This window comes from Lentibacillus salicampi (assembly GCF_004565465.1).
In the GTDB taxonomy this organism is placed as follows: domain Bacteria; phylum Bacillota; class Bacilli; order Bacillales; family Amphibacillaceae; genus Lentibacillus; species Lentibacillus salicampi.
This window is the reverse complement of record NZ_SRHY01000004.1, coordinates 23,547-48,562: the sequence shown is the minus strand read 5'-3', so window position 1 is coordinate 48,562 and position 25,016 is coordinate 23,547. Positions and strand designations below refer to the sequence as shown.

The window sequence follows — 25,016 nt, the reverse complement described above, 5'->3', positions numbered from 1 at the left end:
GTACTTCTAATTTGACCGAACGAAACCTGTTTTAAACTGGTGAAATTCAAGAAAAGATGTGTAACATTTCCTGCTTAAAAAAGCCAGATAATATAGCTTCTGGCTTTTCCATGACTTTATCCACTGTTTTTTTTATAATTGCAGGCTAATTCAAGCAGTTCTGTTGCATGACTTTTGGCAGTATCCGTCAATTTGGTACCGGTAATCATACGACCCAATTCATTGATTTTCTCATCTTTGGACAATTCCGCAACGATCGTTGAACTCCGATGATTTTCCGCGTATTTTTGAATCCGTTTATGCGTGTCAGCCATGGCAGCCACTTGCGGCAGATGGGTGATACATAAAACTTGTGACTGACTGGAAATTTGCTGGATTTTTTCAGCGATCGCTTGAGCGACCCTGCCGCTGACCCCGGTATCCACCTCATCAAATATGACACTTGTTATCCCTTGATGTCTAGCGAATATTTCTTTTAATGCAAGCATAATCCGTGAAAGTTCACCACCTGAGGCAACTTTATGTAATGGTTTCAGCGGCTCACCAGGGTTCGTTGCGATCTGAAACTGGACATCATCAAAACCATTGTGATGCAGTTTTGTACGTTCTCCCTGTTTTTCCTTGGTATTAAACAAAACTGAAAAAGACGTTTTCTCCAGGTAAAGGTCTTTTAATTCTTGATGAATATTCTGTGTTAAAGCTTGAGCAGCTTTTTCGCGCAAATCATGCAACTGTTTCGCTTCTAAATAAGCATCCTGGTACGTATCGTCAATTTGTGTTTCCAAATTGGACAAATGCGAATCTTTATCAGTAATCTGTTCAATCTCTTCCTCAATTTTTCCCAGATATTCCAAAATATCATTTACTGTCGGTCCATATTTTTTCTTTAATCGGCTGATTTCATTCAATCTCGATTCGATGTCGTTCAGACGCCCCGGATCATATTCCAAAGTATCTGCATAGTTGCGCAACTCATACATCAGTTCCTCAATTAAAAAATAATGATTGGACATCTCCTCAGCCTTTTTACTGATGAACGTATCATATTCTTTGCTGTTCTGAAGTGCCTGATTGGCTATGTTTAGCCATTCTAATCCTCTCTGTTCACCGTAAATCGCACTATAGGCATCCTGCAGACCGTTATAAATGTGTTCAAAATTTGCCAATTGACTGCGTTCTTCTTCCAGCTGGTCATCCTCGTTTGGAAGCAGGTTGGCCTGTTCAATTTCATGCTGCTGGAAATTTAATAGGTCAAGACGGTGTGAGATCTCTTGCTCATTTTCACTTAATTCGCTGTATCGCTTTCGTAACGCTGTCAGTTCTTCATATAAACGTGTGTATGCTTTCTTTGCTTCTGTTATTTGCTTCTCATCATATAAGTCCAATAACTGAATATGATTGTCCGGATTCAATAACGACTGGGTTTCATGCTGGCTGTGGACATCAATTAAATGCTTCCCGAATTCTTTAAGAATGGCCAGTGTAACCAATTTGCCATTAACCCTGCAAATACTTTTTCCACCCGATGTAATCGTACGATGAAGAACCACCATTTCATCCTGCAGGTCGATCCCATATTGATCGGCCGTTTCATAAATTTGCCGATTGTCCGCTTCTAATGTGAACAGGCCTTCCATTTCAGCTTTTTTTGCGCCGTGCCGTACATATTCGACGGATCCGCGTCCGCCGGCCAATAATTGAACAGCATCTATAATAATGGATTTCCCCGCGCCTGTTTCACCCGTCAAAACCGTCAGACCTTCATTAAACGTAATGGTTATTTTATCAATTATAGCGAAATCCTGGATCGATAATTCTGTCAGCACATCTGTCACCCCATCAAAGCATACTCAGGAAACGTTGCTGAATAACCGCCGAGCCCTCTTCTGTCCTGCAAATAATTAGACATGTGTCATCACCGCAAATCGTACCCATGATCTCGTCCCATTCAAGATTATCAATCAGTGCACCAATAGCGTGTGCGTTGCCCGGAAGTGTCTTTAAAACAATGAAATGGCTGGTATGCTCAATCTTCACAAAAGCGTCTCTGACTAAGCGCTTTAATTTCTCTAACGGATTAAACCGCTGATCCGCGGGTAAACTGTATTTGTAATGACCACTGGATGATGGAACCTTGACAAGATGAAGCTCTTTGATATCACGGGAAACTGTCGCCTGTGTGACATTATAGCCAAGTGATTTCAGCTCATCAACAAGCTCATCCTGGGTATCGATTTCGTTTTCGGTTATTAGTTCGCGTATTTTGATATGACGCTGAATTTTACTCATACGAAGCCTCCGGAATCTCACTGAAATGTATGGTGGGCTTGTTCCACTAATGCCTTCAATTCGCTATCGCCAATCGTGGTTTCCGCTTTATCTTGTTTCCAGCCCAAATGCGCCAAAAACTCGATATTGCCATCACCGCCTGTTATCGGTGAATAGGTCAAGTTAAGCAGTTGATAGCCTTGTTCCCGGGCGAAATCCGTCATCTTCTTCAGTACGTTAAAATGGGCTGTTTGGCCACGGACGATCCCTTTATGGCCAACCTGATCACGACCGGCTTCAAATTGCGGCTTGATTAAAGCGATCACATCACTGTCATTCTTTAGCAGCTGGTTCAACACAGGTAAGATTAATTTAAGGGAAATAAATGATACATCAATGGTCGCAAACTCGGGCCATCCATGCTTGATCATATCAGGTGTCACATAACGGAAATTCGTACGCTCCATCACCACCACCCGGTCGTCATTTCTCAGTTTCCAGTCCAGCTGATTATAACCGACATCAATGGCATAGCAAAGCCGTGCACCATGCTGCAGTGCACAATCAGTAAATCCCCCGGTCGAGGAACCGACATCCATCATAATCCTGTCTTTAAGGCCGATGGAAAACGTGTCCAGTGCTTTTTCAAGTTTTAAACCGCCCCTGCCGACATATGGAAGTAATTTTCCTTTGACATTTAATGGAGTTGCCTCATCGACTTTCACACCGGGCTTGTCCATGCGCTGTTGTTCGCTGAAAACGAGTCCAGCCATGACCATTCGTTTTGCTTTTTCTCTGGTATCAGCCAATTGGCGTTCTACCAGTAGAACATCTAAACGTTTTTTTGACATTATTCAGACCCTTTTATGGTTCAGTTTATTTTTTTGCTTCTTTCGTTTCATTGGGAATCAATCGTATTTTAAAGTTTTTCTCAATAAAGGCGACCACTTTTCCGGCAAAAAATATGAGTTTCGTCGAGGCATTAATGGCTGCATATTTTCCTAGGGCCTTACCACCGACAGTCAGTGCAGCAACAAAGCTTGTCAATATCACTGACAAAATAATTTGAAGCGCTGATCCGTCACCCTCACCATAAATAATGGCAATCTGCAATACGACTGTTGCTGATGCTGTACCACTGACGACACCGGATATGTCACCAATAACATCATTGCAAAAGCTGGCAAATTTATCAGCATTACGGATAATGTTGACGGCCTCTTTTGCACCGGTGACCTTCTCTGCTGCCATCGCGTGAAACGGTTTTTCAACAGCTGCAGTTGCTGCTATCCCCATCATATCAAACATGACACCTATAAACACGATAATGATTACGATTAGCAGTCCAATCAACCAGATAACATTACTGAGAACTGACTCTGAAACGACTGAAAAAATAGCCGCTAGCACAAACGTGATAACGGCAATCGTAATACTGAATTTTAAAGACTTTTTGACTTGTGGATTCATTTTAACCCCTATTATTCATAAAAATATGTATAAGAAGGAATGGTCATTCAAAAGGTAAAAACTGCGGCTTAGGTCCAGTAGGTTTTCCCAGGCGGATACTCTATGTTGCCATAAGAGCGGTTCCCCTTTAAATCCACCTCGACATCGTTTCCGAATGCCGGACTGGATTGCCACTTAGTCCGCACTATAATGCCTTTTAAACGTCAAAGAACAGTCTAGGAGTTTTCCTCGGCAGCCTTTAACCGTCCCCTATCCTCTTTTGCAGGGATGATTTCATAGAGACACACAGGCAATCCAATGGCCTTTTGGACTGTCAATCTAAACTCTAATTCCCTCATCACCACTCAAGGCAGGCTACGCTGTACATAAGGTCACCCTCACCCTATTACACAGGTTCATACCCCATTCCATCATATCACCTAGGCTTAGGTCACACGACAGATATGGGCCTCCACGGTAATCGGGTCAACGCCCACATGCCTTTGCGGATCGCCCGAAAACCTTAACTCCCAGCACCGACCCAAGGCTGGGCGCCTCAAGCCGGCACAAGGAACTTCATCGATATGCCCTTTAGCGGATTTTTAGGCCCGCCTTCAGGAACGGAGGGCTGACTAGAATACTGCACCATTCCTCATGTGTTTTCATTATAACATAGGATTTAAAAATAAACCATGAATAATTATTAATGATCCCGTTTACTGAAATAATCCACTAATGACATCAAATGAGATGTATCTGCATCAGCGTCGGACAGTTCCTTTTTCGCTTTGGTTACATAGTTCTCCTTCTTTTCGACTGCTCCTTCAATCCCTAATAACTTGACATACGTATTCTTGTCATTTGCTTCATCACTTCCAACAGGTTTCCCGATTTTCGCCGCATCCCCGGTTACATCCAATATGTCATCCTGAACCTGAAAAATGAGTCCAAGATAGTGAGCAAATTGATCCAGGTGTTTAATTTGTTCGTTCGTTGCTCCCCCTAAATATGCCCCTGAACGAATAGCAAAGCGGAATAACTCACCTGTTTTAAGTGTATGAATTGTTTCCAATTCCTCCAGTGTCACAGCTTTTCTCTCCGCTTCCATATCACGTATCTGGCCGGCTACCATCCCCTTGGGACCGCTTGCTGTTGAAAGCAGCTGAATGATTTGCACTTTCTCGCCATCTGTTAAATGGAGATCATTTGAAATCAGTTCGAAACTTAAGGTCAGCAGTCCATCACCGGCCAAAATAGCCGTTGCTTCATCAAACTTAATATGGTTTGTCGGCTGTCCGCGCCTGAGGTCATCATCATCCATTGCCGGCAAATCGTCGTGAATCAGGGAGTACGTATGAATCATCTCCAGCGCAACAGCCGAAGAAAGCACTTTATTGTTATCATGATTATAGGCGTCAAAACTTGCCATTAAAAGGATTGGGCGCAGCCTTTTTCCCCCGGCTTCAGTCGAATAGATCATGGAAGCCTTCAGTTGCTCGGGGATATCCAGCTGCTTCAAGTGATACTGTAACTCCTGCCCGATCAGTTCCCTGTTGGTATTGATAAAGTGATTAAGTTTCTCTTGCACGATCATTCTTCCTCCCGTACTTCAAAGGTTTCAAGCTGACCCTGCTCATTCATAATTTTTGTCATTTGTTCCTGCACATTCGTTAATTTGTCACTGCAGATTTTGGACAGCTTCATCCCATCCTGGTAGTATGAAATAGCCTTTTCTAAGGGGACATCACCTTTTTCCAGCTTTTCCACGATTTTTTCCAGCTCAAGCATGGCCTCTTCAAATGACTGGTTATTCTCCTCTTCCATTGTTCTCCTCCTTTATGTCCAACACATGACAATCCAACGTGCCATCTGCCAGCTTAACCGTAATGTTATCTGTTTCAGTTACATGTTCAACTGATTTAATCATATCGCCAGATGAGGAATATGTGATGGCATACCCGCGTTTCATCGTTTCCAGCGGATTTAGCAGTGACAGTTTTTCAAGCGCCATTTGCAATCTGTCTGAATGTTGTTCAACATGGTTGGTCATCAAATAATGCATTTGTTTTTTCAATTGTTTTAATTCCTTGCCTGTACGGTCAATTTGCTGTCTGGGGTGCAATGCCAACAGCCTTGAATTCAAATGTGCCAAGGATTCATATTTCCGCTTCCATTCACGGTGATATGATTTTCCAAGCCGTTCCACATGTTTATCCAATTCCTGTTCTTTTTGGACGATTAATTGTTCAGGGTAGCGAAACGCATAGGACTGTGTCATTCGTTTTACGTTTTTTTCCGAAGCTGTTATTTGCTCTGTGAGTATTCTTGTCAGTGAGCGTTGGATAGTGTTGATTTTATCGAAAAGTTCCAGCTGTGATGGTACGGTGATTTCAGCTGCACCAGTTGGCGTCGGCGCTCTGACATCAGCCACGTAATCGCTAATGGTTATATCTGTTTCATGACCAACTGCAGAAATAACAGGGATATTCGAATGAAAAATCGCATTCGCCACGATCTCCTCATTAAAACCCCACAGTTCCTCTATCGACCCGCCTCCCCTGCCAATGATTAAAACATCAAAATTCATCTGTTTATTTGCTCTGTTAATGGCATCAGCAATTGAGCCGGGAGCATTCACACCTTGTACAAGAACAGGGATAATCGTCGTTTGAACGATTGGATATCTGCGCTTGATGGTTGTAATGATATCGCGAACAGCAGCTCCTGTTGGTGATGTGATGACACCGATATGTTCAGGGAACTTTGGCAGAATCCTTTTGTGCTTTTTGTTAAAATAACCCTGTTTATGTAATTTTTCTTTTAACTGTTCAAAAGCTAAATAGAGCGAACCAAGCCCATCCGGTTCCATTTGCTGGATATATAATTGGTATTGACCAAATTGTTCAAACACACCAATTTCTCCGCGTATTAGTACGTTCATGCCATTTTCCGGTTTGAATTTCAGTCTGCGGTTATTGCCGGCAAACATAACTGCCTGAATGCGGGCCTGATCATCCTTGATGGTTAAGTACATATGACCGCGGCTATGGTGTTTAAAGTTCGATATCTCACCTTTTAGCCAAATGTTTTTTAAATGTGGATCTGCCGAAAGTTTACGTTTTATATATTTCGTCAGCGCTGTTACGGTCAAATATTTATTTTCCAACGTCTGACAATCCTTTGGCAGCTTTGATCGTATTTTGCAGCAGCATCGTAATTGTCATCGGCCCTACCCCTTTTGGGACTGGGGTTATGTATGAAGCTTTTTCAGCTGCTGATGCGAAATCCACATCACCGGTCAGCTTCCCATCATCCATACGATTGATGCCAACATCGATAATGACGGCGCCTTCTTTAATGTTCTCAGCGCGAATGGTGTTCGGCTTCCCGATGGCTACGACAAGAATGTCAGCATGTTTGATAAAATCTTCCATTTGGCGTGTTCTCGAGTGACAATATGTAACGGTTGCATGTTCGTTTAAAAGCAGTTGCCCCACCGGCTTTCCGACAATGTTGCTTCGTCCGATGACAACGGCATGTTTGCCCTCTATTTGAATATCATAGGAATGCAGCATGGTAATAATGCCATGTGGCGTACATGGCAAAAACGCGTCATTGCCCCTCATCATGTTTCCGATGCTGATTGGATGAAACCCGTCAACATCCTTGTCAGGACTGATGGTTTCAATAACGTGCTGTTCATTTATATGGGCTGGAAGTGGTAACTGGACGAGTATGCCATGAACATGGTCATCGTTATTAAGCGTGTTAATTTTTTCAAGAAGTTCCTGCTCGGAAACAGATGATGGCAACTCAATCACATCGGAGGAAATACCAGTTTGACTGGATGCCTTCTTTTTTCCGTTTACATACGATTTAGATGCCGGGTCTTCCCCAACAATAATGACTGTTAAATGGGGGATGATCCCTTGTTCCTTTAACTTTGTTACTTCCCCTGCCATGTCATCCCTGAGTTTATGAGCAAGTTCTTTTCCGTCAATTATTTTTGCCGGCATCGTTTCATTCCCCTCTCTTTTTCAAACTGATAATAGAAGTAATGCTTTGTTTATGTCATGATGTTTGATAACACCCCATTAACAAACCTGCCGGATTTCGCATCCCCGAACGAATGAGCAAGTTCCACTGCTTCATTAATGGCCACATTTTCCGGGATATCGTCTCGGTAGCTCATTTCGTAAATGGCGATACGCAAGATTGTTTTTTCCACAGAGGCAATGCGATCAATGGACCATTTCTCTAAATGCTCCACGATTGTTTGATCGATAGCATCTTTATGGCCCGCAACTCCTTTGACAAGACCTTTCAGGTAGTCATCGGCCTCAAGTGATTCGGGATGTTCTTCCATAGCCTGTTCGGGTGGGATATCGTTCATATCAAGTTGAAATAATATTTGCAATGCTTTTTCTCTTGCTGCGTGCCGGTTCATCATGCATAACTCCTTTGATTGGTGTCCTAATTCAAATCATAACACGTTTGAAAACCCAAAAGCCAGAACAACATTTAACGAAAGAAGGCCAAAAGAAATCAATCTTTTGACCTTTCACTTCTATTCACTTTCTTCTGTACCTTCCATCTGGACACCGACAACATGTACATTAATCTCATCAATGTCCAGGGCAGTCATATTTTTTAACGTCTGACGAATATTTTCCTGCAGCTGCTGAGCTACTTTAGGTATGGAAACGCCAAAATTCAATACAACAAACAGATCAATGAGAATGCCGTTTTCAGTCAGATCAACTTTAACTCCTTTACCGTGCGATTTTTTGCCGAATCGCTCAACAACCCCTGTTGCAAAATTCCCGCGCATTGATGACACACCATCTACCTCAGATGCTGCAATGCCTGTTATGACTTCAATGACTTCCGGAGCAATCTCGACTCTTCCTAAACTTGAACCATCACTTACATTCAGTAAAGGCTGTTCGCTCATCGTTCATCATCCTTTTCTATAATCGGATTTTCCTCAAGGAATTTTGTATTAAAATCGCCATTCACAAAAACAGCATGATCCATTATTTGCCGGTGAAACGGAATCGTTGTGTCAACACCTTCAACAACAAATTCATCCAGTGCACGTTTCATTCTATCAATGGCATCTTTTCTTGTTTTTCCGTACGTGATTAATTTAGCAACCATTGAGTCATAGAATGGCGGGATACGATAGCCGGGATACGCTCCTGATTCGATCCGTACGCCTAAACCGCCTGGTGGGAGATACAAATCAATTTTCCCGGGGGACGGCATAAAGTTCTTAAATGGACTTTCAGCGTTTATACGGCATTCCATTGCCCACCCCTCAAATTTGATGTCATCCTGATGAAGGGCCAGCTTTTCATTGTTGGCGACGTTGATCTGCTCTTTAATTAAGTCAACTCCGGTTACCATTTCGGTGACGGGGTGTTCTACCTGAATACGTGTATTCATTTCCATAAAATAAAATGATTGGCTTGAACGGTCAAAGATAAACTCGATGGTTCCAGCTCCAACATAATCAACAGCCTTAGCAGCCTTGACAGCTGCTTCCCCCATCTTCGCGCGTATGTCAGGTGTTAAAGCAGGTGATGGCGATTCTTCAATTAACTTTTGGAGTCTTCGCTGGATCGTACAATCCCTTTCACCAAGATGTATAACATTACCATGCTGATCAGCCAACACCTGAATTTCCACATGACGAAAATCCTCAATAAACTTTTCCAGGTAAACACCAGGATTACCAAACGACTTTTCAGCTTCTTCCTGTGTCACACGTATGCCTTTGATCAGATCTTCTTCTGTTTTGGCAACACGTATCCCTTTACCACCGCCACCAGCAGTTGCTTTAATGATGAGTGGATAGCCTATTTCCTCTGCAATTCTGATCGCCTCTTCTTCATTTTCAATGATTCCTTCAGATCCTGGTACGATTGGCACATCAGCTGCTTTCATTGTTTCCCTGGCAACGTCCTTCACACCCATCTTTTGAATGGCTTCGGCGGAAGGGCCGACAAACGTGATGTTACAAGCTTTGCAGATCTCTGAAAAATCAGCATTTTCAGCAAGAAATCCATAGCCGGGGTGGATAGCATCAACGTCTGTAAGTGTCGCAACACTCATGATATTGGTAAAGTTCAAGTAACTTTCTTTACTAAGTGCAGGCCCAATACAATAGGCTTCATCAGCCAGCTGCACATGTAATGCATCTCTGTCTGCTTCAGAGTATACAGCAACAGTCGCAATATTCATTTCTTTACATGCTCGTATGATGCGAACCGCTATTTCCCCTCTGTTCGCAATTAGCAGTTTTTTAATCACGTGTACGACATCCCCTTATTTTGTCTTTACTCTGAATAATGGCTGGCCGTATTCCACCAATTCACCATCTTCAACCAATATGTCTGTAATTTCTCCGGTTGTTTCTGCTTCAATTTCATTAAACAGTTTCATAGCTTCTACAATACAAACAACCGTATCCGCTTCAACTTTTGACCCTTTTTGCACATATATATCGCTCTCAGGCGTTGGTTTTGTATAAAATGTCCCAACCATCGGTGAAACAATTTCCTTGTCTGCCTCGGCTGTCTTTTCTGCAGCAGGTTCTTCTTTCGGTGCATTGGCTTCTTTGGGTTCAGTCCGGATTTCGGTCCCGGCAGTTTTAACCGGCTCAGATGGCTGATCAGGAACTGTTTCCGTTTTTGTGTTTGCAGTGACAGCCGAATGGTTATTGGATTTTTTCATCGAAACCGTCACACCGTCTGTTTCATAAGTAAATTCACCGATTTCTGACTGGTCAATTAATTGAATCAGTTCGCGTATTTCTTGTGCTTTTAACATATCTCGCACCCTTTCATTTCCAAATTAATAACAGATCCTAACAATGCCTCTTAACATCTTACGATAAATAGAGTCAAAACTTCAACTCGGACTCTTGAAAAGCATTCCTCCTATGTAAAACATAAACCTTATCAGTACAGTCATTATATCAATGTTCAGCTGTTTATGCGAATCATACTCACGGGTACCATTTAAAAACCGGGTGTCGCTCCACCCGGTTTTATCCCGTATCTAGCTTTCAACTGTCTGATAATCAATCGTAACCGGGATCTCCCCAAACTCATCATTGACCATTTGCATGATATTGGCAGCTTCAGAGTTGCTCAACGGTTCAGATTCCTGAACATGTACAATCACCTTATCGTCCTCATGCCGGACAAGGACATCGCTATAGTCTGCTGCTGCAATAATGGAGTCTTCCAGAATAGATTCCTTCCTCGACCTCTCATCAAGTTGATTCATCTCGTCTCTGGCATCGCTTTTTTCTTCGACACTTGCTGTACTTGATGCAACAACATCATCCAACCGGTCTTTGGTTTCACTGCGATCGTCCTGAATTTCCATTCGAATTGATGCAAACAGCTGATCATCACCCAATTCGGATATGTCATTCACGTCTGCATCCGTGTCCCCTTCAGTTGTTTTGCCATCCGATGTATCAGAAGATGCTGCTTCCTCTGAATTATTTTCTTCTTGATCGACGTACGCAAGGTCACCACTATTTCCGGGTGAAGTCATGTAATAAACACTCAGCACAATCATTAAACTTAGCATCGTCAAAAGCCAGACAGTTTGTTTTTTTAACATATTTACAGCCTCCTAATTTTTTGGCATTACTGAAACTCTATGTGTTGGAACATCAAGCACGCGTGAAACCGCCTCTACTACCCACTGTTCAACTGTTGCATGATCCACTCCTTTCGCAACAACAAAGACGCCTCTGACACCCGGTTTCTTCGTCCTGATCAGCAATGGGACTTCTTTGTCCCCCTGGTTCACCAGTACAACCTGTGTTTCCTTTTGGCTGTCTTCAACATCTCTCGTACCCCCATTTGTATCCGACTCTTCGGTTACCTGCTGACTGGTTATCAGGTTTTTTTCGTATACCTTTACTTTCGTTGAATCAAGATTGACCATCACCTCTGCTTCCGAAACGCCTTCTATTTTGTTCAGCAAACCCCTGAGGTCGTCTTCATAACTTGTTTCTATTTCATCTACATCCGACGTTTTGGATGATTTATCCGAAAATGTTTCATCTGTCTTCTGTTCTGTTGCATTCTCTGAAGGATCATAATTCATGGATGGATCGTCATCTTCATCACTGGATGAGAATACGTTGCCTATAATGAGCAGCAATAGTCCTATTAACCCTATCACGATAATGTATCCGGCTTTTTTGGACACCTTCTCCGATGAACTCGAATGCGGTAATATTTTTTTTAAAAGATTTTTCAAAATGACCCTCCCTCCCCTAAAATGGTGATCTTCTCTTTGTCTACATCCCATTCATTGTGTAATAGCTGTTTAACCCCATCCGCATCAATTTCCGTTTCGTTGTTCAACGGCTTATCCGTGTTAATGACCACATCCTCAACAGCGTCCACTCCCCCCTCCCTGGATTCGGATTCTTTCAATGTTACCTCGACTTCATCCAAATGTTCATTCAAATTGTCGTAATTAAGTTCAGTCTCTGCAGAAAATTGAAAATCGATATGCGCGATTTCTTGTTGATATTTCGCTTGCAAGGGGTCGTTTGCTAAATCTTTTAATTGGACAGCCATTTGTTCTAAAATATATGCATGTTGGGAGGCTTGTATTTCATTTTTTTGCTTTTTCATTAAATTTTCTGCTTGATTATTTTCATTCTGCATGTGATTCACCTCTGTGAAAGACTCTTCCAGCGCCTGTCTCACATCGAACTCAAACAAATAAAAGACCGGTTTTAAAAAAATGAGGATCAGGATCAGACCCATTGCCAACTTGACATATTTTTTCATTGAATTTGCCGGAATGAGCAAGTCCACCACAGATGCCAGCAGCAAAAATATAATGATTTGGGTCACCCAATTAATCAGCATATCCATGGTCCCACCCCTAACGCAGGAGAATTGTAATATTACTGGCAGCTACTAAGATAACAATTGCTAAAAAAAACATTAAGGTGACGGCTAATAGACAAGCAAGAATGAATACAATATATTTACTGATGGTCTCGAGTGCTGATATGACAGGCCCCGCTCCAATTGGTTGTAAAATGGCTGCTGACAGCTTGTAAACCAGGGCGATGGCAAATATCTTAATAGCCGGAAATATGGCAATCAATACAATCATTACGACCCCGACAATCCCGACAGCATTTTTCAATAACAGGGAAGCACTTAAAATCGTGTCGGTTGCATCTGTAAATGTCCTCCCGACTACCGGGATAAAATTACCGGTAATGAATTTGGTGGTTTTCATCGCCACGCCATCCTGCACAGCACTTGTTGCTCCCTGTACTGACATAACACCTAAAAAGATGGTTAAAAATACACCTAACGTTCCCATCCCGACTTGCTTAAACAAATTGGCCAAGTTTGTTACTTTATAGTTTTCATTCAAATCGCTCACAATTAATAAAAGAGCCGCCAGAAATAATAAGGGTAAAATAAATCTGGATACGAGCACGCCGCTCACGTTAATCAGAAATATGATAATCGGGTGAAAAAAAGAAACCGTTATAACATTCCCGAGTGTAGCCATGATTCCTAACATCAACGGCAATAACGCAATCATGAAACTGCTCATCATGTCAATCGCATCATTGGCATAGGACACCGCCAGATAAAAGCTGTTTAAAACCAGGTATATTAAGACAATATAAACCACATAGTAAGCAATTTTACTGACAGCACCCCTTTCAAAAGCTGTATGCATCGTCTGTAAAATCGTTGAAAATAGTGTGAGCATCAACAGGGTGCCTAATAATTTTCCATTCAGAATCAGCTCATGAAGTAAATACTCAACAAGACCCCATAATGTACTTTTAATCGAAAATGAACCATCATCTTTAACAAATTCATAAATACTTGTTTTTTCCAGTTCCGGCACATACCCTCCATAATCATCTGTTAGGGTTTTCCAATAGGATTGAATACCATCAAGTGAGATATCATTCAGCAGCTGGTTTTCTATATCCTCTGGCCTGAGTTCCTCCTGATTTTCCGCTGCAGACACGGCTGCCTGTCCTACAAAAAGCAACAATAGAATTAACAAGACGCCGGCAATTATCCGCTTAGTTTGTATCATGCGAGCCCATTACCCCTTTCCTAAACCGCAGATACGAAGCTTAATATCGCCTCGATAACAGCAGTAATAATCGGAACAGCCAGCAGGAGGATGAATATCTTTCCGGCCAGTTCGATCTTGGCTGCCACTGAGCCGAGCCCGGCATCCTTTGTGAGGTTTGCTCCAAGTTCCGTAATATAAGCGATCCCGATGATTTTTAAAATCGTTTGCATATACATGCCGTCAACATTTGCTTTATTTCCCAATGACTCAATCATTCTGAAAATAATACCGATTTGTTGGATGACCGCTAAAAAAATCAGGATAGCTGTTACAAGAACTAAAAAAAACGCAAAGGAAGCATTGATTTCTTTTAACACCATATAAAGAATACTAGCAATGATTCCAATCATGACGATTTGAATGATTTCCATCTATGACTACCCCTGAAAAAGGAATACTGATTTAATCTGTTGAAAAAGATCTGAAAGTTGATTAACAACCATTACCATGACGATGACAAACCCGATAATGGTTGCAAAATGGGCCATATCTTCTTTTCCCATTTGCTTCAGAATGGTATGAATCAGTGCAACAATAATTCCAATTCCCGCGATTTGAAATAACATGGAAGCATCAATACCCATAGACGTACCCCTTCCCTCTCTAAATGAGCGTGTTCAAAAAGGAAGATAAAAAGAACCAAGAACCAAGAAGTCGATGTGTCATTTTTACCGGACCTTTTGTACAACCTTATATGAGCAGCAATACAATAAACAGACCGCATAAAAGTCCTAAACTTTTCGCCATTTTACTGTATTTATATTGGTTATCCCGTGCGTCATCGAGTTCACGATCCAAATGTTTAATGGTCAGATGAATATGCTTCTGCTGCTGATCAAAATCGTGCTGACCAAGCGTTCTACCAAACTGTTTAAGAATTTCCCCTTCATTTGCATCAAACGCTGAGGAAGCCATTAATTCGTCTAAATGCGTTGTCCATACGTGGTACAAATCACGATTATTTTGACTTAGTGAAATATCCAACTGATTAAAAAATGAGCTGATCGGCTCCGGAATCTGCATCGCGATCGTCGCAAATACATCCTGTAAAGGTAATTGACTGTACAATATTTCTGCTTCCAAAATCTGCAAGGCATTTTTCATATGCCTGATCTGTTTTGGCCGTTCGTTTAATTTCCTGCTAATATCAAACCCGATCAGTGTTGTGGTGCCTATGAAAAGAAGCGCGCCAATCCACTGCATTTGTTACGCACCTCGATTTCTGCAAAAGATTCTCTTCATGTTCATTATAAATCCGGTAAATAGCCCCTGGGCCCTCCCGCCTGTTTAATAGGACAAACCGCTGGAAAACGTGTTGTGTAAACAGCGGCTTTAAAGACGGACGTTTCTTCAACGCCTCCAGTGAATTACTGTGGATGGTACAGATGACAGCCACACCGGCATTAATGGCTTCCATTAATGCCGCTACATCAGATTCACTGCCGATTTCATCAACGACCAGTACTTCAGGTGACATCGACCTGATCATCATCATCATCCCCTCATCTTTTGGACAGGCGTCCATCACATCGGTCCTCAGGCCTAAATCATGCTGGGGGACTCCTTTTTTTGAACCGCCAATTTCCGAACGCTCGTCCACGACCCCAACTTTATGCGCGCCTGCTTTATCCCAGCCTGTCCCGATCAGACGGGTCAGATCACGGACCAGCGTTGTTTTTCCTGTTTGCGGCGGACCAATCAGGAGTGTATTAAGATACTGATGATCATATAAATATGGTATAAGTGGACGTGCCGCTCCGATTGTTTGTTTGGCAATGCGAATATTGAAATACGTAATATTCTGGATTGCTTTCACCTGACCATTTAGTGTATTCACTTTACCGGATAATCCGACACGGTGTCCGCCCTCGATGGTGACGTACCCTTCCCTTAATTCATCTTCCATCCGGTAGAGGGAAAATTCACTCAGCTGATTCAGCAAAAACATGCCGTCATTCTTGTCAGGTTTGAGGCGATCCAGCCATTCTGTATGGCCGTCAAAGACTAATTCAAGCGGTTGTTGAAGCCGGAAGCGGATTTCCTGTATCTTAGACCAGCGGCCGCTGATTTTTTTGTTTAAGGCTTGTCTAAAGTTTTCTGGAAATAAGCGCAATATCTCGTCCATTCAAATGCCCTCACCTTTACAATAGCTTGTTAGTAAATGTATGTTGAAAAACGCGAATTATGACTCGGCATACAGTAAAAAAGCCCCTAAGAAAAGCGCGGGGCGCCTTGTTCATCCCCGAAAAGCTTAAGCAAGAATTTGTAATGGCGGTTTTGCCACGAATTGCTTAAGACCTCGAGGGAGTAGGCGCTGGCCGGCTAAGTTCGGCACGTCCTGTGCCAACGCCGGCACTAGTACGTCCTGTACGTCGAAGCTGGACATGACTGACCAGGTTACCAGTTATCTACAGCGTTTTTGAAAATATGATTTCCTGGACATTAAAAAAACGACCCTGTTTTGCAGGATCGCTTTAACATTCATGATTAATGAGCTCTTGATACATACTTACCTTCCGACGTGCTAATCAACAATACATCTCCCTGGTTAATAAAGAGGGGAACTTGGACAACATAACCGGTTTCCAGTGTCGCCGGTTTCGATCCACCGCTTGCTGTGTCACCTTTTAAACCCGGTTCTGTTTCGGTTACGGTCAGTTCAACATTTTTAGGAAGTTCGACACCGATTATTTCACCTTCGTAGGTTATGATAGACACTTCCATATTTTCGCGCAAGAAATTTAACTTGTCTTCAATCTGACTTGTCTGCAGTTCCAGCTGTTCGTAAGTGTTTGTATCCATAAACGCATGACTGTCACCGGAGGCATATAAATATTGCATCTTCCTGTTTTCAATATGTGCTTTGTTCACTTTTTCACCGCCACGGAAGGTTTTTTCCTGAATATTGCCATTCCGCAGATTCCGTAATTTCGACCGGACAAAAGCAGCACCTTTTCCTGGTTTAACGTGCTGAAAATCCATTACTTGCCAGATATCATTATCGACTTCGATGGTCAGGCCAGTCTTAAAATCATTTACCGAAATCATATCAAAATCCTCCTTAACTAGAGTTGGATTAGTTCTTTTTCTGCATTTGTCAATCGTTCATTGCCTGATTCTGTTATGACGAGATCATCTTCAATTCGGCAGCCGCCAACGTTAGGAATATAAATTCCGGGCTCAACCGTCACGACCATGCCGGGCTCCAGCTTTTTGTCAGATCGAAAAGACAATGCCGGACCCTCATGCACTTCCATACCGAGCCCGTGCCCTGTTGAATGACCAAAATAGTCACCAAACCCTTTTTCTTTTATATAGTCTCTTGTCACGGCATCAGCTTCTTTACCGGTCATACCCGGTTTGATTCCGTCAACACCACGCAGCTGTGCCTCAAGAACCGTGTTATAGATCGTCTTAAGTTCATCATTAATCTCTCCTACAGCAACTGTTCTGGTCGTATCAGAGCAGTAGCCATTTAACAGAGCGCCGTAATCCATGGTTACCAGTTCGCCGGATTGAATTTCTTTGTCAGAAGCAACACCATGTGGAAGAGCAGCCCGGTAACCTGATGCAACAATCGTGTCAAAGCTGGATGACGTTGCGCCCTGTCTGCGCATGAAAAATTCAAGTTCATTAGAGATATCTATTTCCTTGACACCCGGTTTAATATAGCCCTGGATATGCCGAAATGCATCATCAGCTATTTTGGCTGCCTGTTTTAAAATAGCCAGTTCATCGTCTGATTTGACTAAACGCAACTCCTCAACCAGCCCACTGACCGGAACGAGCTCGGCGTCAAACGTTTCTTCATAGCGTTCATAGGTGGAAAACGTCACATGGTCTTTTTCAAAGCCGACGCGTTTTGCATTCATTTGTTTTAACTGTTCATTCATTTCTTTATGAATGAATTCTTTATGTTCGACAACGGTAAAGTCGGTCGCCTGTTTATTTGCCTGCTCTATGTAGCGGAAGTCTGTAATGAAGCGCGCATCATTCTCACTGATAACGGCTACGCCTGCCGTTCCAGTAAAACCGGTAATATACCTTCGATTGATAGCACTGGTAATTAAAATAGCATCCAGGTTGTTATCCTGTAATTTTTTTCGAAGTTTGGTCAATTTCCCCAAAAAGATCATCCCTTTCTATTTATTTTCCAGAAAAGCTAGTGCCGCAAGCCGATAGCTATTCATGCCAAAGCCGACAATCTGTCCATAACAAACAGCTGCTAGCATCGACTTGTGTCGAAAAGCCTCACGGTTGTGCACGTTAGAAATATGCACTTCGATAACTGGCACATTGATTGCAGCAATCGCATCTCTTAGTGCAATACTCGTATGGGTGTATGCAGCAGGGTTAAAAATAATCCCGTCATACGCCAATTCATTTGCCTGATGCAGATAATCGATCAGATCTCCTTCATGATTTGACTGAAAACAATCCAGTTCCCCACTGTAAGCTTGAACCAGTTCGGTCAAATTGTCTTCGATCGTCTGTAATGTGAATTCCCCATAGATTTCTTTTTCCCGTTTGCCCAATAAATTAATATTCGGACCATTCATCAGTAAAAGACGGTTCATATTATTGTTCATTCCTTTAACAATCAGAATAATGCGTGCTCAAAAAGGAATAGGATAAAAACAGACCCAAAAATTCGATGTGTCATTTTTACCAGGCTTCTTGAACAACTTTAATCGTTATGGACTGTTCCAGTGTACCATAAACTAAAACAATTGCGTAACAGCAGGATCATCATTTAGCTTTTTCGTTCCTTATCAGCTCTTAATTTATACATGGTATCGTTATAATCATACGATATAGAGTATCCGATAAACGTACCGTATAATATATATAAACAGACTGTCGAAACAATAGTATTGGCACTCAATTCCATCAATGGGGGGATGTTCGGAAAAATTGGCTGAATGATATAAAAAACAATAAACCACATAACAATCCCATAAGCGATGCCCATCATGAGTGAGTTGATTTTTTTAAAGAGTACATAGTAAATAAACGCTGTCAGCAATGAAATGACCCCGATCATCAAAATCGACAAAACGGTCCCAAGCCAACTGTCGATCCAGCTCGCCGTAAGCCATGAACGGAGCAGATAGCTTTTCGGGGATACTTCTGAAAAATTAAAATAGAACAGGACGATCCCAAAAAAACCCCCTAGTAATCCGCCGACAAACCCTGTCACCAACGATCTGGACAATAAACTGACCGGTTCTTCCTGTTTATCCTGCTCCAGTTTATCTTGATTTTCCATTAAAAACACCTCCATTTATATTGTTACCGAATACCGCAAAACCAATCCTGTGATTGGGCGGTCAATTAACTGGTTTTCAAGCCAAATTTCTAGTAAAATAAGACATATAAAATACTCTGGTAAATCGTGCATATTTTATACAGGAACGGTAACAATTATAAATAGCACAAAAAATGTTTTAAGAAGATGATAAAATTGCGATAAACGTGGTATAGGTATAGCAGGCAGTCCTATAAGCGTGAAAGGAGGATATTCAGTTGAGTCAAAATAAAGGTGCTTTGCTGGTTTATGCGGTTATTGGCCTGGCCATTATTGGTGTTGTCGCACAGTTGTTTACCAATACAGCTTCCTTTCTCACCAGTATATTTACGATGGTTGGATTCGGGATTGCTGTTTTTGCGTTAATCTATTTTCTCTTTTTCAGAAAACGAACACCAGGAAACGATTCCAAAAAGTATAAAAAAGCGGTTAAACAATCCAAAGCCAAATACAGCCGGCAACAAAATAAACCAACCACTCCTTCTAAACGTCCGCAGTCGTTTTCATTGAAAAAGAAATCGCATAAACGCCCATCCCATCTGCGGGTTATTGATGGCAATAAATCAAAAAGAAAAAACCGGGCCAGTTTTTAGACGTGCCCGGTTTTTAGTTCGGCCAGTATTTAAGAAATGAATCTGCTCTTTTCTTTCCTGTTTCAATCAAGTATTCCTTCGCGGCCGGCGTCAGTGCGAAGTCTGTTGGTTCCACATGGTCCACTGGGATGAAAATAATATTATCCTGATCCGATTTGGAAACATAACGGGCATCATGAGCATTTAACATCGTGGAAAACAGCGCATGAAACATATCAAGTGCATGATGAATATCGCGCGGTTGTTTCTGTTCTGGCCAGTTGCTTAATTTTAATCCGATGACCGGGCGTTTGCTCCGGTGCCCCTTGTCTCTAAAAACCCATAATGGAAAGTTGCTTAATAAGCCCCCATCAACAATCAGGCTTTTCCTGTTCAATTTTCCTGGTATTTTTTTGGGCATAAACAAATATGGAAAACCCGCACTCATCCGTACTGCTTTTGCAACCGGAAAATAATTCGGGTTCAACCCATAAATTCTGTTCAAATCATCTGGAATAACAACAAGTTTACCGAGCGAGATATCACTCACAACCACTTTTAAATAGCCTGGTTTCAGATCGTAAAAGGTGTGGACTTTTTTTCTTTCCAAATGTTGAGCAATCCATTTTTCAAGTTTATTTCCCTTGTACAAGCCAAGCTGGAAATAAAGGTTTATCCATTTGGAAAAAGGGATGATCGTTGTCCACTTAGGTGGGTCCAACAGTTTCCGAGTGTCCAGATCCTGTACGATTTCATCTATTTCGTCAAACCGATATCCAGCTGCAAGGAAGGCCGCTATCATAGCACCGGCAGACGACCCCGCCACTCTCTCAAACGTAAGATTGTGTTCGGAAATTTGCTGTAACGCGCCAACAAATGCATATGCCTTTACACCGCCGCCCGAAAATACCCCATCAATTTTCATCTGTCCTCTCCCCGCTGTGCACCGCATTCTAACTGACGGTTCGTGTATGATTACTCTGAATCCGTGTCGAAAGATCCCTTCGCAGACCACGGATATAGAGCCACTCTATATATATGTAAGAACACATTGGGGAAAATAGAACTCACAATTTATCAACTCACGCTTCACTTGTCTGGATGATGCTTTGTAAATCATGAATACGTTCATTGTCAGCTTTGAAATACTGCAAAAGATCACCAATCCGGTCAATGGAATTCCAACTAAGATGATGCTCGATTCCTTCCACATCTTCATATATCTTGTCTCTGTCAACACCAATAACTTCGAGAAATTCTTCCAGCAATTCATGCCGGTAGACAAGCCGTTCACCTAGTTTCTCGCCTTTTGGCGTCAAAATAAATCCCCGGTACTTCTCGTAGTTAAGATAGCCATCCTTGTCCAGTTTTTGGACCATTTTTGTGACAGACGATGGGTGTACCAGCAAAGCTTCAGCGATATCAGATACACGCGCGTATCCCTTTGATTCCATTAGGTTATGAATTTGTTCAATATAATCCTCCATACTTGGCGTTGGCATCGAATCACTCATTTCATCGGAATAATTTTTTAGTCAATGCAAAAGTGTTTCTCTATAAAGGATACAGGATTTCCACTGCTGAGACAAGTTCCGTGGCATTTAAATGAGGAACTGGCCACATACCAGTCCCTCATTTAAATTTGCCTATAGACCACATTTGAGCTGGGCGCCGCAGCTTGTACATGTGTTGCAGCCGCCGATATCCTCGATACTTCCTTCTCGACAGACCGGGCAGGTGTCCCCAACTTCGGATCCAATCGTAACATTCGTCTTGTCCAATTCCTGAATGGTATCCATTAGAACCACTTTCGGCTTTTCGTCCTCAAAAAGCTCTGTCTGTTCACCAAAGGCGTTTTTTTCCGCTTTTAGTGTTAATACCTGTGTGTCACGGCTTCCGTCAACATAAACAGTACCGCCTTTTGCACCGCCATTATATAATCTACGGTACACACTTTCCACCTGATCAACCGTATAGCCTTTAGGTGCGTTGACGGTTTTGGAGATGGAACTGTCCACCCAGCGCTGAATCACACATTGCGTGTCTGCGTGTTCTTCCGGTGCCAGGTCCATAGCTGATACGAACCATTCAGGAAGATTTTCCGGGTCTTGCTCAGGATGTTTATCAAGATATTCCTGAACGATATCTGCATTGACTTCTATGAATTTCCCTAACCGGCCGCTTCGGAAATAGGAGAAGGAAAAATAGGGTTCCAATCCGGTGCTGACGCCGGCCATTGTGCCAGTACTCATTTTTGTTACTCTCTATTTATTATAGAGGGTGGGAATATTAGTACCCACTCCACATGTCGCCATGCGGATCAGACTATATCATCAACCACGTTTGTGCCTATTGCGGTGACACGGATATTCACATAACCTGATTAAATGTGAAAGCGCATTTGCACGCTCCCAATCTCCGTTAAATTCTCTAAATGGAATTATATGGTGAATTGGTAGTTCTTTACCATATTTCTTCTCAGTCAAACCACAATCTTGACAAGTAAATTCATCCCTTAGTTCAGCTTTTCTTCGTTCCACCTCTTTTATATTTCTCATATAAATCCAAGGTGTTTAAACATGGTTGCTTGGCGTAGAGTCGTTGAGGGGTCAGCCACGACTTCCCTGCGGATTGTCTCCACCTTTCAGTTTTTACTCGGACAAAATGCGCCGGCAAGACGCGAGTATGAAAGGATACTGAGAGTTTCCCGCATATAGCCAAGTTTACGCTACATCTTTACAGATATAGGGGGCAATGACTTTACCCGTTGGCGCAACAGTTAATAGATGTGAGTTACGAATACCGTATTCTAAGATATCTTTTTTAATATCTTCCGGCATTTTTTTCATATAACCGGTGTGAACAAACGCTTCCCGCAATTCTTTCGTTTCCTCATCGGTTTGTCCGACAAGAAACGGAAAGCTGCCTTTCTGTTTGGCGAGTTCTACCGATTCACGATAAGCCGTCGTTGCGATGGTTTCGAAAATATCTTTCACCATTTCGTTGCCTTCAGTTGATCCATATTTGGTCTCGCAATAGATCAGTAAATCATGCAGTCCCATCACACCAAGACCAACACGGCGTTCACCGAGCGCCTGTTTTTTATTTTCTTCCAGGAAGTATGGTGTTGCATCAATCACATTGTCCTGCATGCGGACTCCTGTTTGAACCGTCTGTTTGAGTTTCTCAAAATCGACCTTTTTCGCCTGCTTGTCAGCCATTTCTGCCAAATTGACAGCGGCAAGGTTACAAACAGAGTAAGGTGCGAGCGGTTGTTCCATCTGTTCTATTCCAGGTTCTTTATCCTGGACTTCTCCACTTTTCAATGGAGTGTCGGACTATATCTTTACTCCGATTATCAGATCGGAATATCGGACGCTCGTGGCCATTTCATCACTGTTCCAGTGGTGTATGACTAGTCTCTGAACCTTCTAACCATCCCTGGCTAGCTTGGCTGCTGATCGGCTTAGATAAAAAATCCTTAGCTTCCCAGCAATTCATCCGATTTTTTACGTGAGGCAAACTATGCCACTTTACCACACGGATTCGTTGCAACGACCTGATCACCATAGGCCTGGGCGTTTGTCATTTCGTTGGCATTATCAATAAAGAAAATTCCCGGCTCGGCCGAATATGTCGCGCAAATGTTAATCAGGTTCCATAATTCCTTTGCCTTAATTCTACGATAGACCCGGACACCGTAGCCCATTTCTTCCCATTTGCGGACATCACCGACTTCATGCCACTGTTCATTGTAGGCTTTCATTTCTTCTTCGGTATAATTCTCCACATCAGGAAAGCGCAGTTCATAAACATCATCATTTTCCACAGCTTCCATGAAGTCTTTTGTGATACAGACTGAGATATTGGCACCGGTCAAAAACTCCGGATTATGGACATCGTATGAGCCCCCAGTGACCAGTTTTTGTTCTGCTTCACGAAATGCTGCCTGTGTGAAACCACCTTGTCCCGGCATTGTTCGGTAATTGATGATGCCCTGATAAAGGTCTGATTCGGTTTCAGTCAAAGGGGTGAATTTCAGTTTTTCCTGTGCCAATGTTTTAATCTGTTCATCTTCTGTGTTTTCAATCAAATACCTTAAAATTCTCGGATTCTGCATTTTTGAAATGATAAATTCAATAATGTCAGGGTGCGAATCGACTAACATGATCATTTGAGCACCACGTCTTGAACCGCCCTGTTCTACAAGGTGTGTCAATTTGGCGATATCATCCAGCCATGAGACAGATCCGGATGATTTGCCGTTCACACCTCTTGCCAATGTGTTTCGCGGTCTGAGTGTCGAACCGTTTGTTCCGACACCGCCTCCGCGTGACATAATTTCCATCACCTGTTTGCGGTGATCTGAAATGCCTTCACGGGAATCTTTAATATAGGGCATGACATAACAGTTGAAATAAGTTACATCTGTATTTGCCCCTGCCCCGTAAAGGACACGGCCTGCAGGAATAAAGTTCATGCTGCTCAGTTCTTCATTGAATTTTTCACACCACTCGTCCTGCTGTGCTTTAGTTGTCTCTACACCTGCGAGCCCCGTCGCATTTCGTTTGGCAATCTGTTCATAATAAACCTCCAATGGTTTGTCAATTACGCTCAGTGCCCTTCTGACGATACCCGTAGAAGCTTCCTCTTCATCATCCAGGACAGAGACAAATTCAGAATCGACTTGAACCATTGCCTCCATGTGATTCCAATCAACAGACGTGACAAATCCAAGTCCTCGTGCAGGAAACTTGGGATCGGCCTTTACAGTTAATACAACAAAATCCCCTGCTTTTAACGTCGTTTTTGTGGTATCTTTAAATGCATACCTGTCAAGCATAACCAGACGTGATACACCTTTGTGTGTCAATTTCATGTCGTCTGTAATCGGGTGTACCGGCTCGAACAGTTTTATATCTTCATTCAACGCTCCTACATCAATACCATGCTGATTTACAACAGCAGTCGACATATTGATTCCCTCCCTTAACTTATCTGCTATTATTAACATACCACATTTTGAACCATTAAAACAATATATGGTGTATAAATTCTAAAACAATACAATATATGGAGGGAAAAATGAGGGAATTGTCATTTGTCAACTACAGTAAAGCATTAATATATCAAGAATGATTAAGCAAATTCAAGTTAACTACTAAAAATATAACGTTTTTAACCTTTTTAAATTTTGTTTTTAGCATTCGACAAAAATACGACAGATCCCGGTAAACCAGCACCCCCCTAAAAAG

At 42.3% G+C, this 25,016-nt stretch carries 28 protein-coding genes and 3 pseudogenes; 1 reads left to right on the top strand and 30 read right to left on the bottom strand.

The annotated features are described in order from the left end of the window. Nucleotides 1-116: 116 nt before the first annotated feature. The 24 genes from recN to E4U82_RS04885 all read right to left on the bottom strand — a co-directional run bounded on the left by recN (nt 117) and on the right by E4U82_RS04885 (nt 19,150). Entirely contained in the window at nt 117-1,826 is a 1,710-nt protein-coding gene (gene recN, locus E4U82_RS05000) for a DNA repair protein RecN (RefSeq protein ID WP_135108975.1), read from the bottom strand. A 13-nt stretch (nt 1,827-1,839) separates the two neighbouring features. Beyond that, complete coding sequence (ahrC, locus tag E4U82_RS04995; RefSeq protein ID WP_135108974.1) at nt 1,840-2,289, bottom strand: transcriptional regulator AhrC/ArgR; 450 nt, start codon at nt 2,287-2,289, stop codon at nt 1,840-1,842. Nucleotides 2,290-2,306: 17 nt separating this feature from the next. Continuing rightward, nucleotides 2,307-3,119 carry a TlyA family RNA methyltransferase gene (locus tag E4U82_RS04990; RefSeq protein WP_135108973.1) on the bottom strand — a complete coding sequence of 271 codons (813 nt, stop codon included), beginning with the start codon at nt 3,117-3,119 and terminating at the stop codon, nt 2,307-2,309. Between the two features lie 25 nt (nt 3,120-3,144). Continuing rightward, complete coding sequence (locus tag E4U82_RS04985; RefSeq protein WP_135108972.1) at nt 3,145-3,738, bottom strand: hypothetical protein; 594 nt, start codon at nt 3,736-3,738, stop codon at nt 3,145-3,147. Nucleotides 3,739-4,420: 682 nt separating this feature from the next. Beyond that, nucleotides 4,421-5,311 (bottom strand): polyprenyl synthetase family protein, encoded by an 891-nt coding sequence (locus tag E4U82_RS04980; protein ID WP_135108971.1) that lies wholly within the window; start codon nt 5,309-5,311, stop codon nt 4,421-4,423. Beyond that, nucleotides 5,308-5,541 (bottom strand): exodeoxyribonuclease VII small subunit, encoded by a 234-nt coding sequence (locus E4U82_RS04975; protein ID WP_135108970.1) that lies wholly within the window; start codon nt 5,539-5,541, stop codon nt 5,308-5,310. Before E4U82_RS04975 ends, E4U82_RS04980 begins: the two co-directional genes overlap by 4 nt. Then, nucleotides 5,525-6,883 (bottom strand): exodeoxyribonuclease VII large subunit, encoded by a 1,359-nt coding sequence (xseA, locus tag E4U82_RS04970; protein WP_135108969.1) that lies wholly within the window; start codon nt 6,881-6,883, stop codon nt 5,525-5,527. The genes E4U82_RS04975 and xseA overlap by 17 nt, the downstream gene beginning before the upstream one ends. Further along, nucleotides 6,873-7,733, bottom strand: coding sequence for a bifunctional methylenetetrahydrofolate dehydrogenase/methenyltetrahydrofolate cyclohydrolase FolD (gene folD, locus E4U82_RS04965; RefSeq protein ID WP_135108968.1), 861 nt, complete (start codon nt 7,731-7,733; stop codon nt 6,873-6,875). Before folD ends, xseA begins: the two co-directional genes overlap by 11 nt. A gap of 50 nt (nt 7,734-7,783) precedes the next feature. Continuing rightward, nucleotides 7,784-8,164: a transcription antitermination factor NusB gene (gene nusB / locus E4U82_RS04960; RefSeq protein WP_135109130.1), complete on the bottom strand. Its 381-nt coding sequence runs from the start codon at nt 8,162-8,164 to the stop codon at nt 7,784-7,786. 120 nt (nt 8,165-8,284) lie between these two features. Continuing rightward, a complete protein-coding gene (locus E4U82_RS04955) occupies nt 8,285-8,671 on the bottom strand; it encodes an Asp23/Gls24 family envelope stress response protein (protein ID WP_135108967.1) in 387 nt (128 codons plus the stop codon). Then, entirely contained in the window at nt 8,668-10,032 is a 1,365-nt protein-coding gene (gene accC, locus E4U82_RS04950; RefSeq protein ID WP_135108966.1) for an acetyl-CoA carboxylase biotin carboxylase subunit, read from the bottom strand. The genes E4U82_RS04955 and accC overlap by 4 nt, the downstream gene beginning before the upstream one ends. Nucleotides 10,033-10,047: 15 nt before the next feature. Beyond that, nucleotides 10,048-10,551, bottom strand: a complete 504-nt coding sequence (gene accB, locus E4U82_RS04945; protein WP_135108965.1) for an acetyl-CoA carboxylase biotin carboxyl carrier protein — start codon at nt 10,549-10,551, stop codon at nt 10,048-10,050. A 231-nt stretch (nt 10,552-10,782) separates the two neighbouring features. Then, nucleotides 10,783-11,358 (bottom strand): SpoIIIAH-like family protein, encoded by a 576-nt coding sequence (locus E4U82_RS04940; RefSeq protein ID WP_135108964.1) that lies wholly within the window; start codon nt 11,356-11,358, stop codon nt 10,783-10,785. Between the two features lie 12 nt (nt 11,359-11,370). Beyond that, a complete protein-coding gene (gene spoIIIAG, locus E4U82_RS04935) occupies nt 11,371-12,006 on the bottom strand; it encodes a stage III sporulation protein AG (protein WP_135108963.1) in 636 nt (211 codons plus the stop codon). Continuing rightward, nucleotides 12,003-12,635, bottom strand: a complete 633-nt coding sequence (gene spoIIIAF, locus E4U82_RS04930) for a stage III sporulation protein AF (protein WP_135108962.1) — start codon at nt 12,633-12,635, stop codon at nt 12,003-12,005. Before spoIIIAF ends, spoIIIAG begins: the two co-directional genes overlap by 4 nt. Nucleotides 12,636-12,645: 10 nt before the next feature. Then, nucleotides 12,646-13,839 (bottom strand): stage III sporulation protein AE, encoded by a 1,194-nt coding sequence (spoIIIAE, locus tag E4U82_RS04925; protein ID WP_135108961.1) that lies wholly within the window; start codon nt 13,837-13,839, stop codon nt 12,646-12,648. Between the two features lie 20 nt (nt 13,840-13,859). Next, the gene (spoIIIAD, locus tag E4U82_RS04920) at nt 13,860-14,252 is read right to left on the bottom strand and encodes a stage III sporulation protein AD (RefSeq protein ID WP_135108960.1); all 393 of its coding nucleotides are present in this window, start codon (nt 14,250-14,252) and stop codon (nt 13,860-13,862) included. A gap of 6 nt (nt 14,253-14,258) precedes the next feature. Continuing rightward, nucleotides 14,259-14,465, bottom strand: coding sequence for a stage III sporulation protein AC (spoIIIAC, locus tag E4U82_RS04915; protein ID WP_135108959.1), 207 nt, complete (start codon nt 14,463-14,465; stop codon nt 14,259-14,261). A 106-nt stretch (nt 14,466-14,571) separates the two neighbouring features. Then, entirely contained in the window at nt 14,572-15,084 is a 513-nt protein-coding gene (gene spoIIIAB, locus E4U82_RS04910) for a stage III sporulation protein SpoIIIAB (RefSeq protein WP_135108958.1), read from the bottom strand. Continuing rightward, nucleotides 15,029-16,006 (bottom strand): stage III sporulation protein AA, encoded by a 978-nt coding sequence (gene spoIIIAA, locus E4U82_RS04905; protein WP_135108957.1) that lies wholly within the window; start codon nt 16,004-16,006, stop codon nt 15,029-15,031. The genes spoIIIAB and spoIIIAA overlap by 56 nt, the downstream gene beginning before the upstream one ends. A gap of 362 nt (nt 16,007-16,368) precedes the next feature. After that, nucleotides 16,369-16,929, bottom strand: coding sequence for an elongation factor P (gene efp / locus E4U82_RS04900; RefSeq protein ID WP_135108956.1), 561 nt, complete (start codon nt 16,927-16,929; stop codon nt 16,369-16,371). A gap of 17 nt (nt 16,930-16,946) precedes the next feature. Beyond that, nucleotides 16,947-18,008, bottom strand: a complete 1,062-nt coding sequence (locus E4U82_RS04895; protein ID WP_135108955.1) for a M24 family metallopeptidase — start codon at nt 18,006-18,008, stop codon at nt 16,947-16,949. A gap of 15 nt (nt 18,009-18,023) precedes the next feature. Then, complete coding sequence (gene aroQ / locus E4U82_RS04890) at nt 18,024-18,458, bottom strand: type II 3-dehydroquinate dehydratase (RefSeq protein ID WP_135108954.1); 435 nt, start codon at nt 18,456-18,458, stop codon at nt 18,024-18,026. Between the two features lie 176 nt (nt 18,459-18,634). Then, entirely contained in the window at nt 18,635-19,150 is a 516-nt protein-coding gene (locus tag E4U82_RS04885; protein ID WP_135108953.1) for a YqhR family membrane protein, read from the bottom strand. A 257-nt stretch (nt 19,151-19,407) separates the two neighbouring features. Here E4U82_RS04885 and E4U82_RS04880 point away from each other — a divergent pair, with 257 nt between their 5' ends. Next, nucleotides 19,408-19,782 (top strand): SA1362 family protein, encoded by a 375-nt coding sequence (locus E4U82_RS04880; protein WP_135108952.1) that lies wholly within the window; start codon nt 19,408-19,410, stop codon nt 19,780-19,782. Between the two features lie 13 nt (nt 19,783-19,795). Here the strand turns inward: E4U82_RS04880 and E4U82_RS04875 are convergent, their stop codons facing one another. From E4U82_RS04875 to E4U82_RS04850, 6 genes and pseudogenes are all read right to left on the bottom strand, one after another. Beyond that, nucleotides 19,796-20,686 carry a patatin-like phospholipase family protein gene (locus E4U82_RS04875; RefSeq protein WP_135108951.1) on the bottom strand — a complete coding sequence of 297 codons (891 nt, stop codon included), beginning with the start codon at nt 20,684-20,686 and terminating at the stop codon, nt 19,796-19,798. A 157-nt stretch (nt 20,687-20,843) separates the two neighbouring features. Next, on the bottom strand, nt 20,844-21,263 hold the full coding sequence (gene mntR, locus E4U82_RS04870; protein WP_135108950.1) for a transcriptional regulator MntR: 420 nt from the start codon (nt 21,261-21,263) through the stop codon (nt 20,844-20,846). Nucleotides 21,264-21,407: 144 nt separating this feature from the next. Next, nucleotides 21,408-22,010: pseudogene (locus E4U82_RS04865) on the bottom strand (hypothetical protein); the annotation flags it as partial. A gap of 84 nt (nt 22,011-22,094) precedes the next feature. Then, nucleotides 22,095-22,319: an HNH endonuclease gene (locus E4U82_RS20620; protein ID WP_135108949.1), complete on the bottom strand. Its 225-nt coding sequence runs from the start codon at nt 22,317-22,319 to the stop codon at nt 22,095-22,097. Nucleotides 22,320-22,523: 204 nt separating this feature from the next. Then, a pseudogene (locus E4U82_RS04855) lies at nt 22,524-23,039 on the bottom strand (hypothetical protein); the annotation flags it as partial. A 257-nt stretch (nt 23,040-23,296) separates the two neighbouring features. Next, a pseudogene (locus E4U82_RS04850) lies at nt 23,297-24,736 on the bottom strand (vitamin B12-dependent ribonucleotide reductase); the annotation flags it as partial. Nucleotides 24,737-25,016 lie beyond the last annotated feature (280 nt).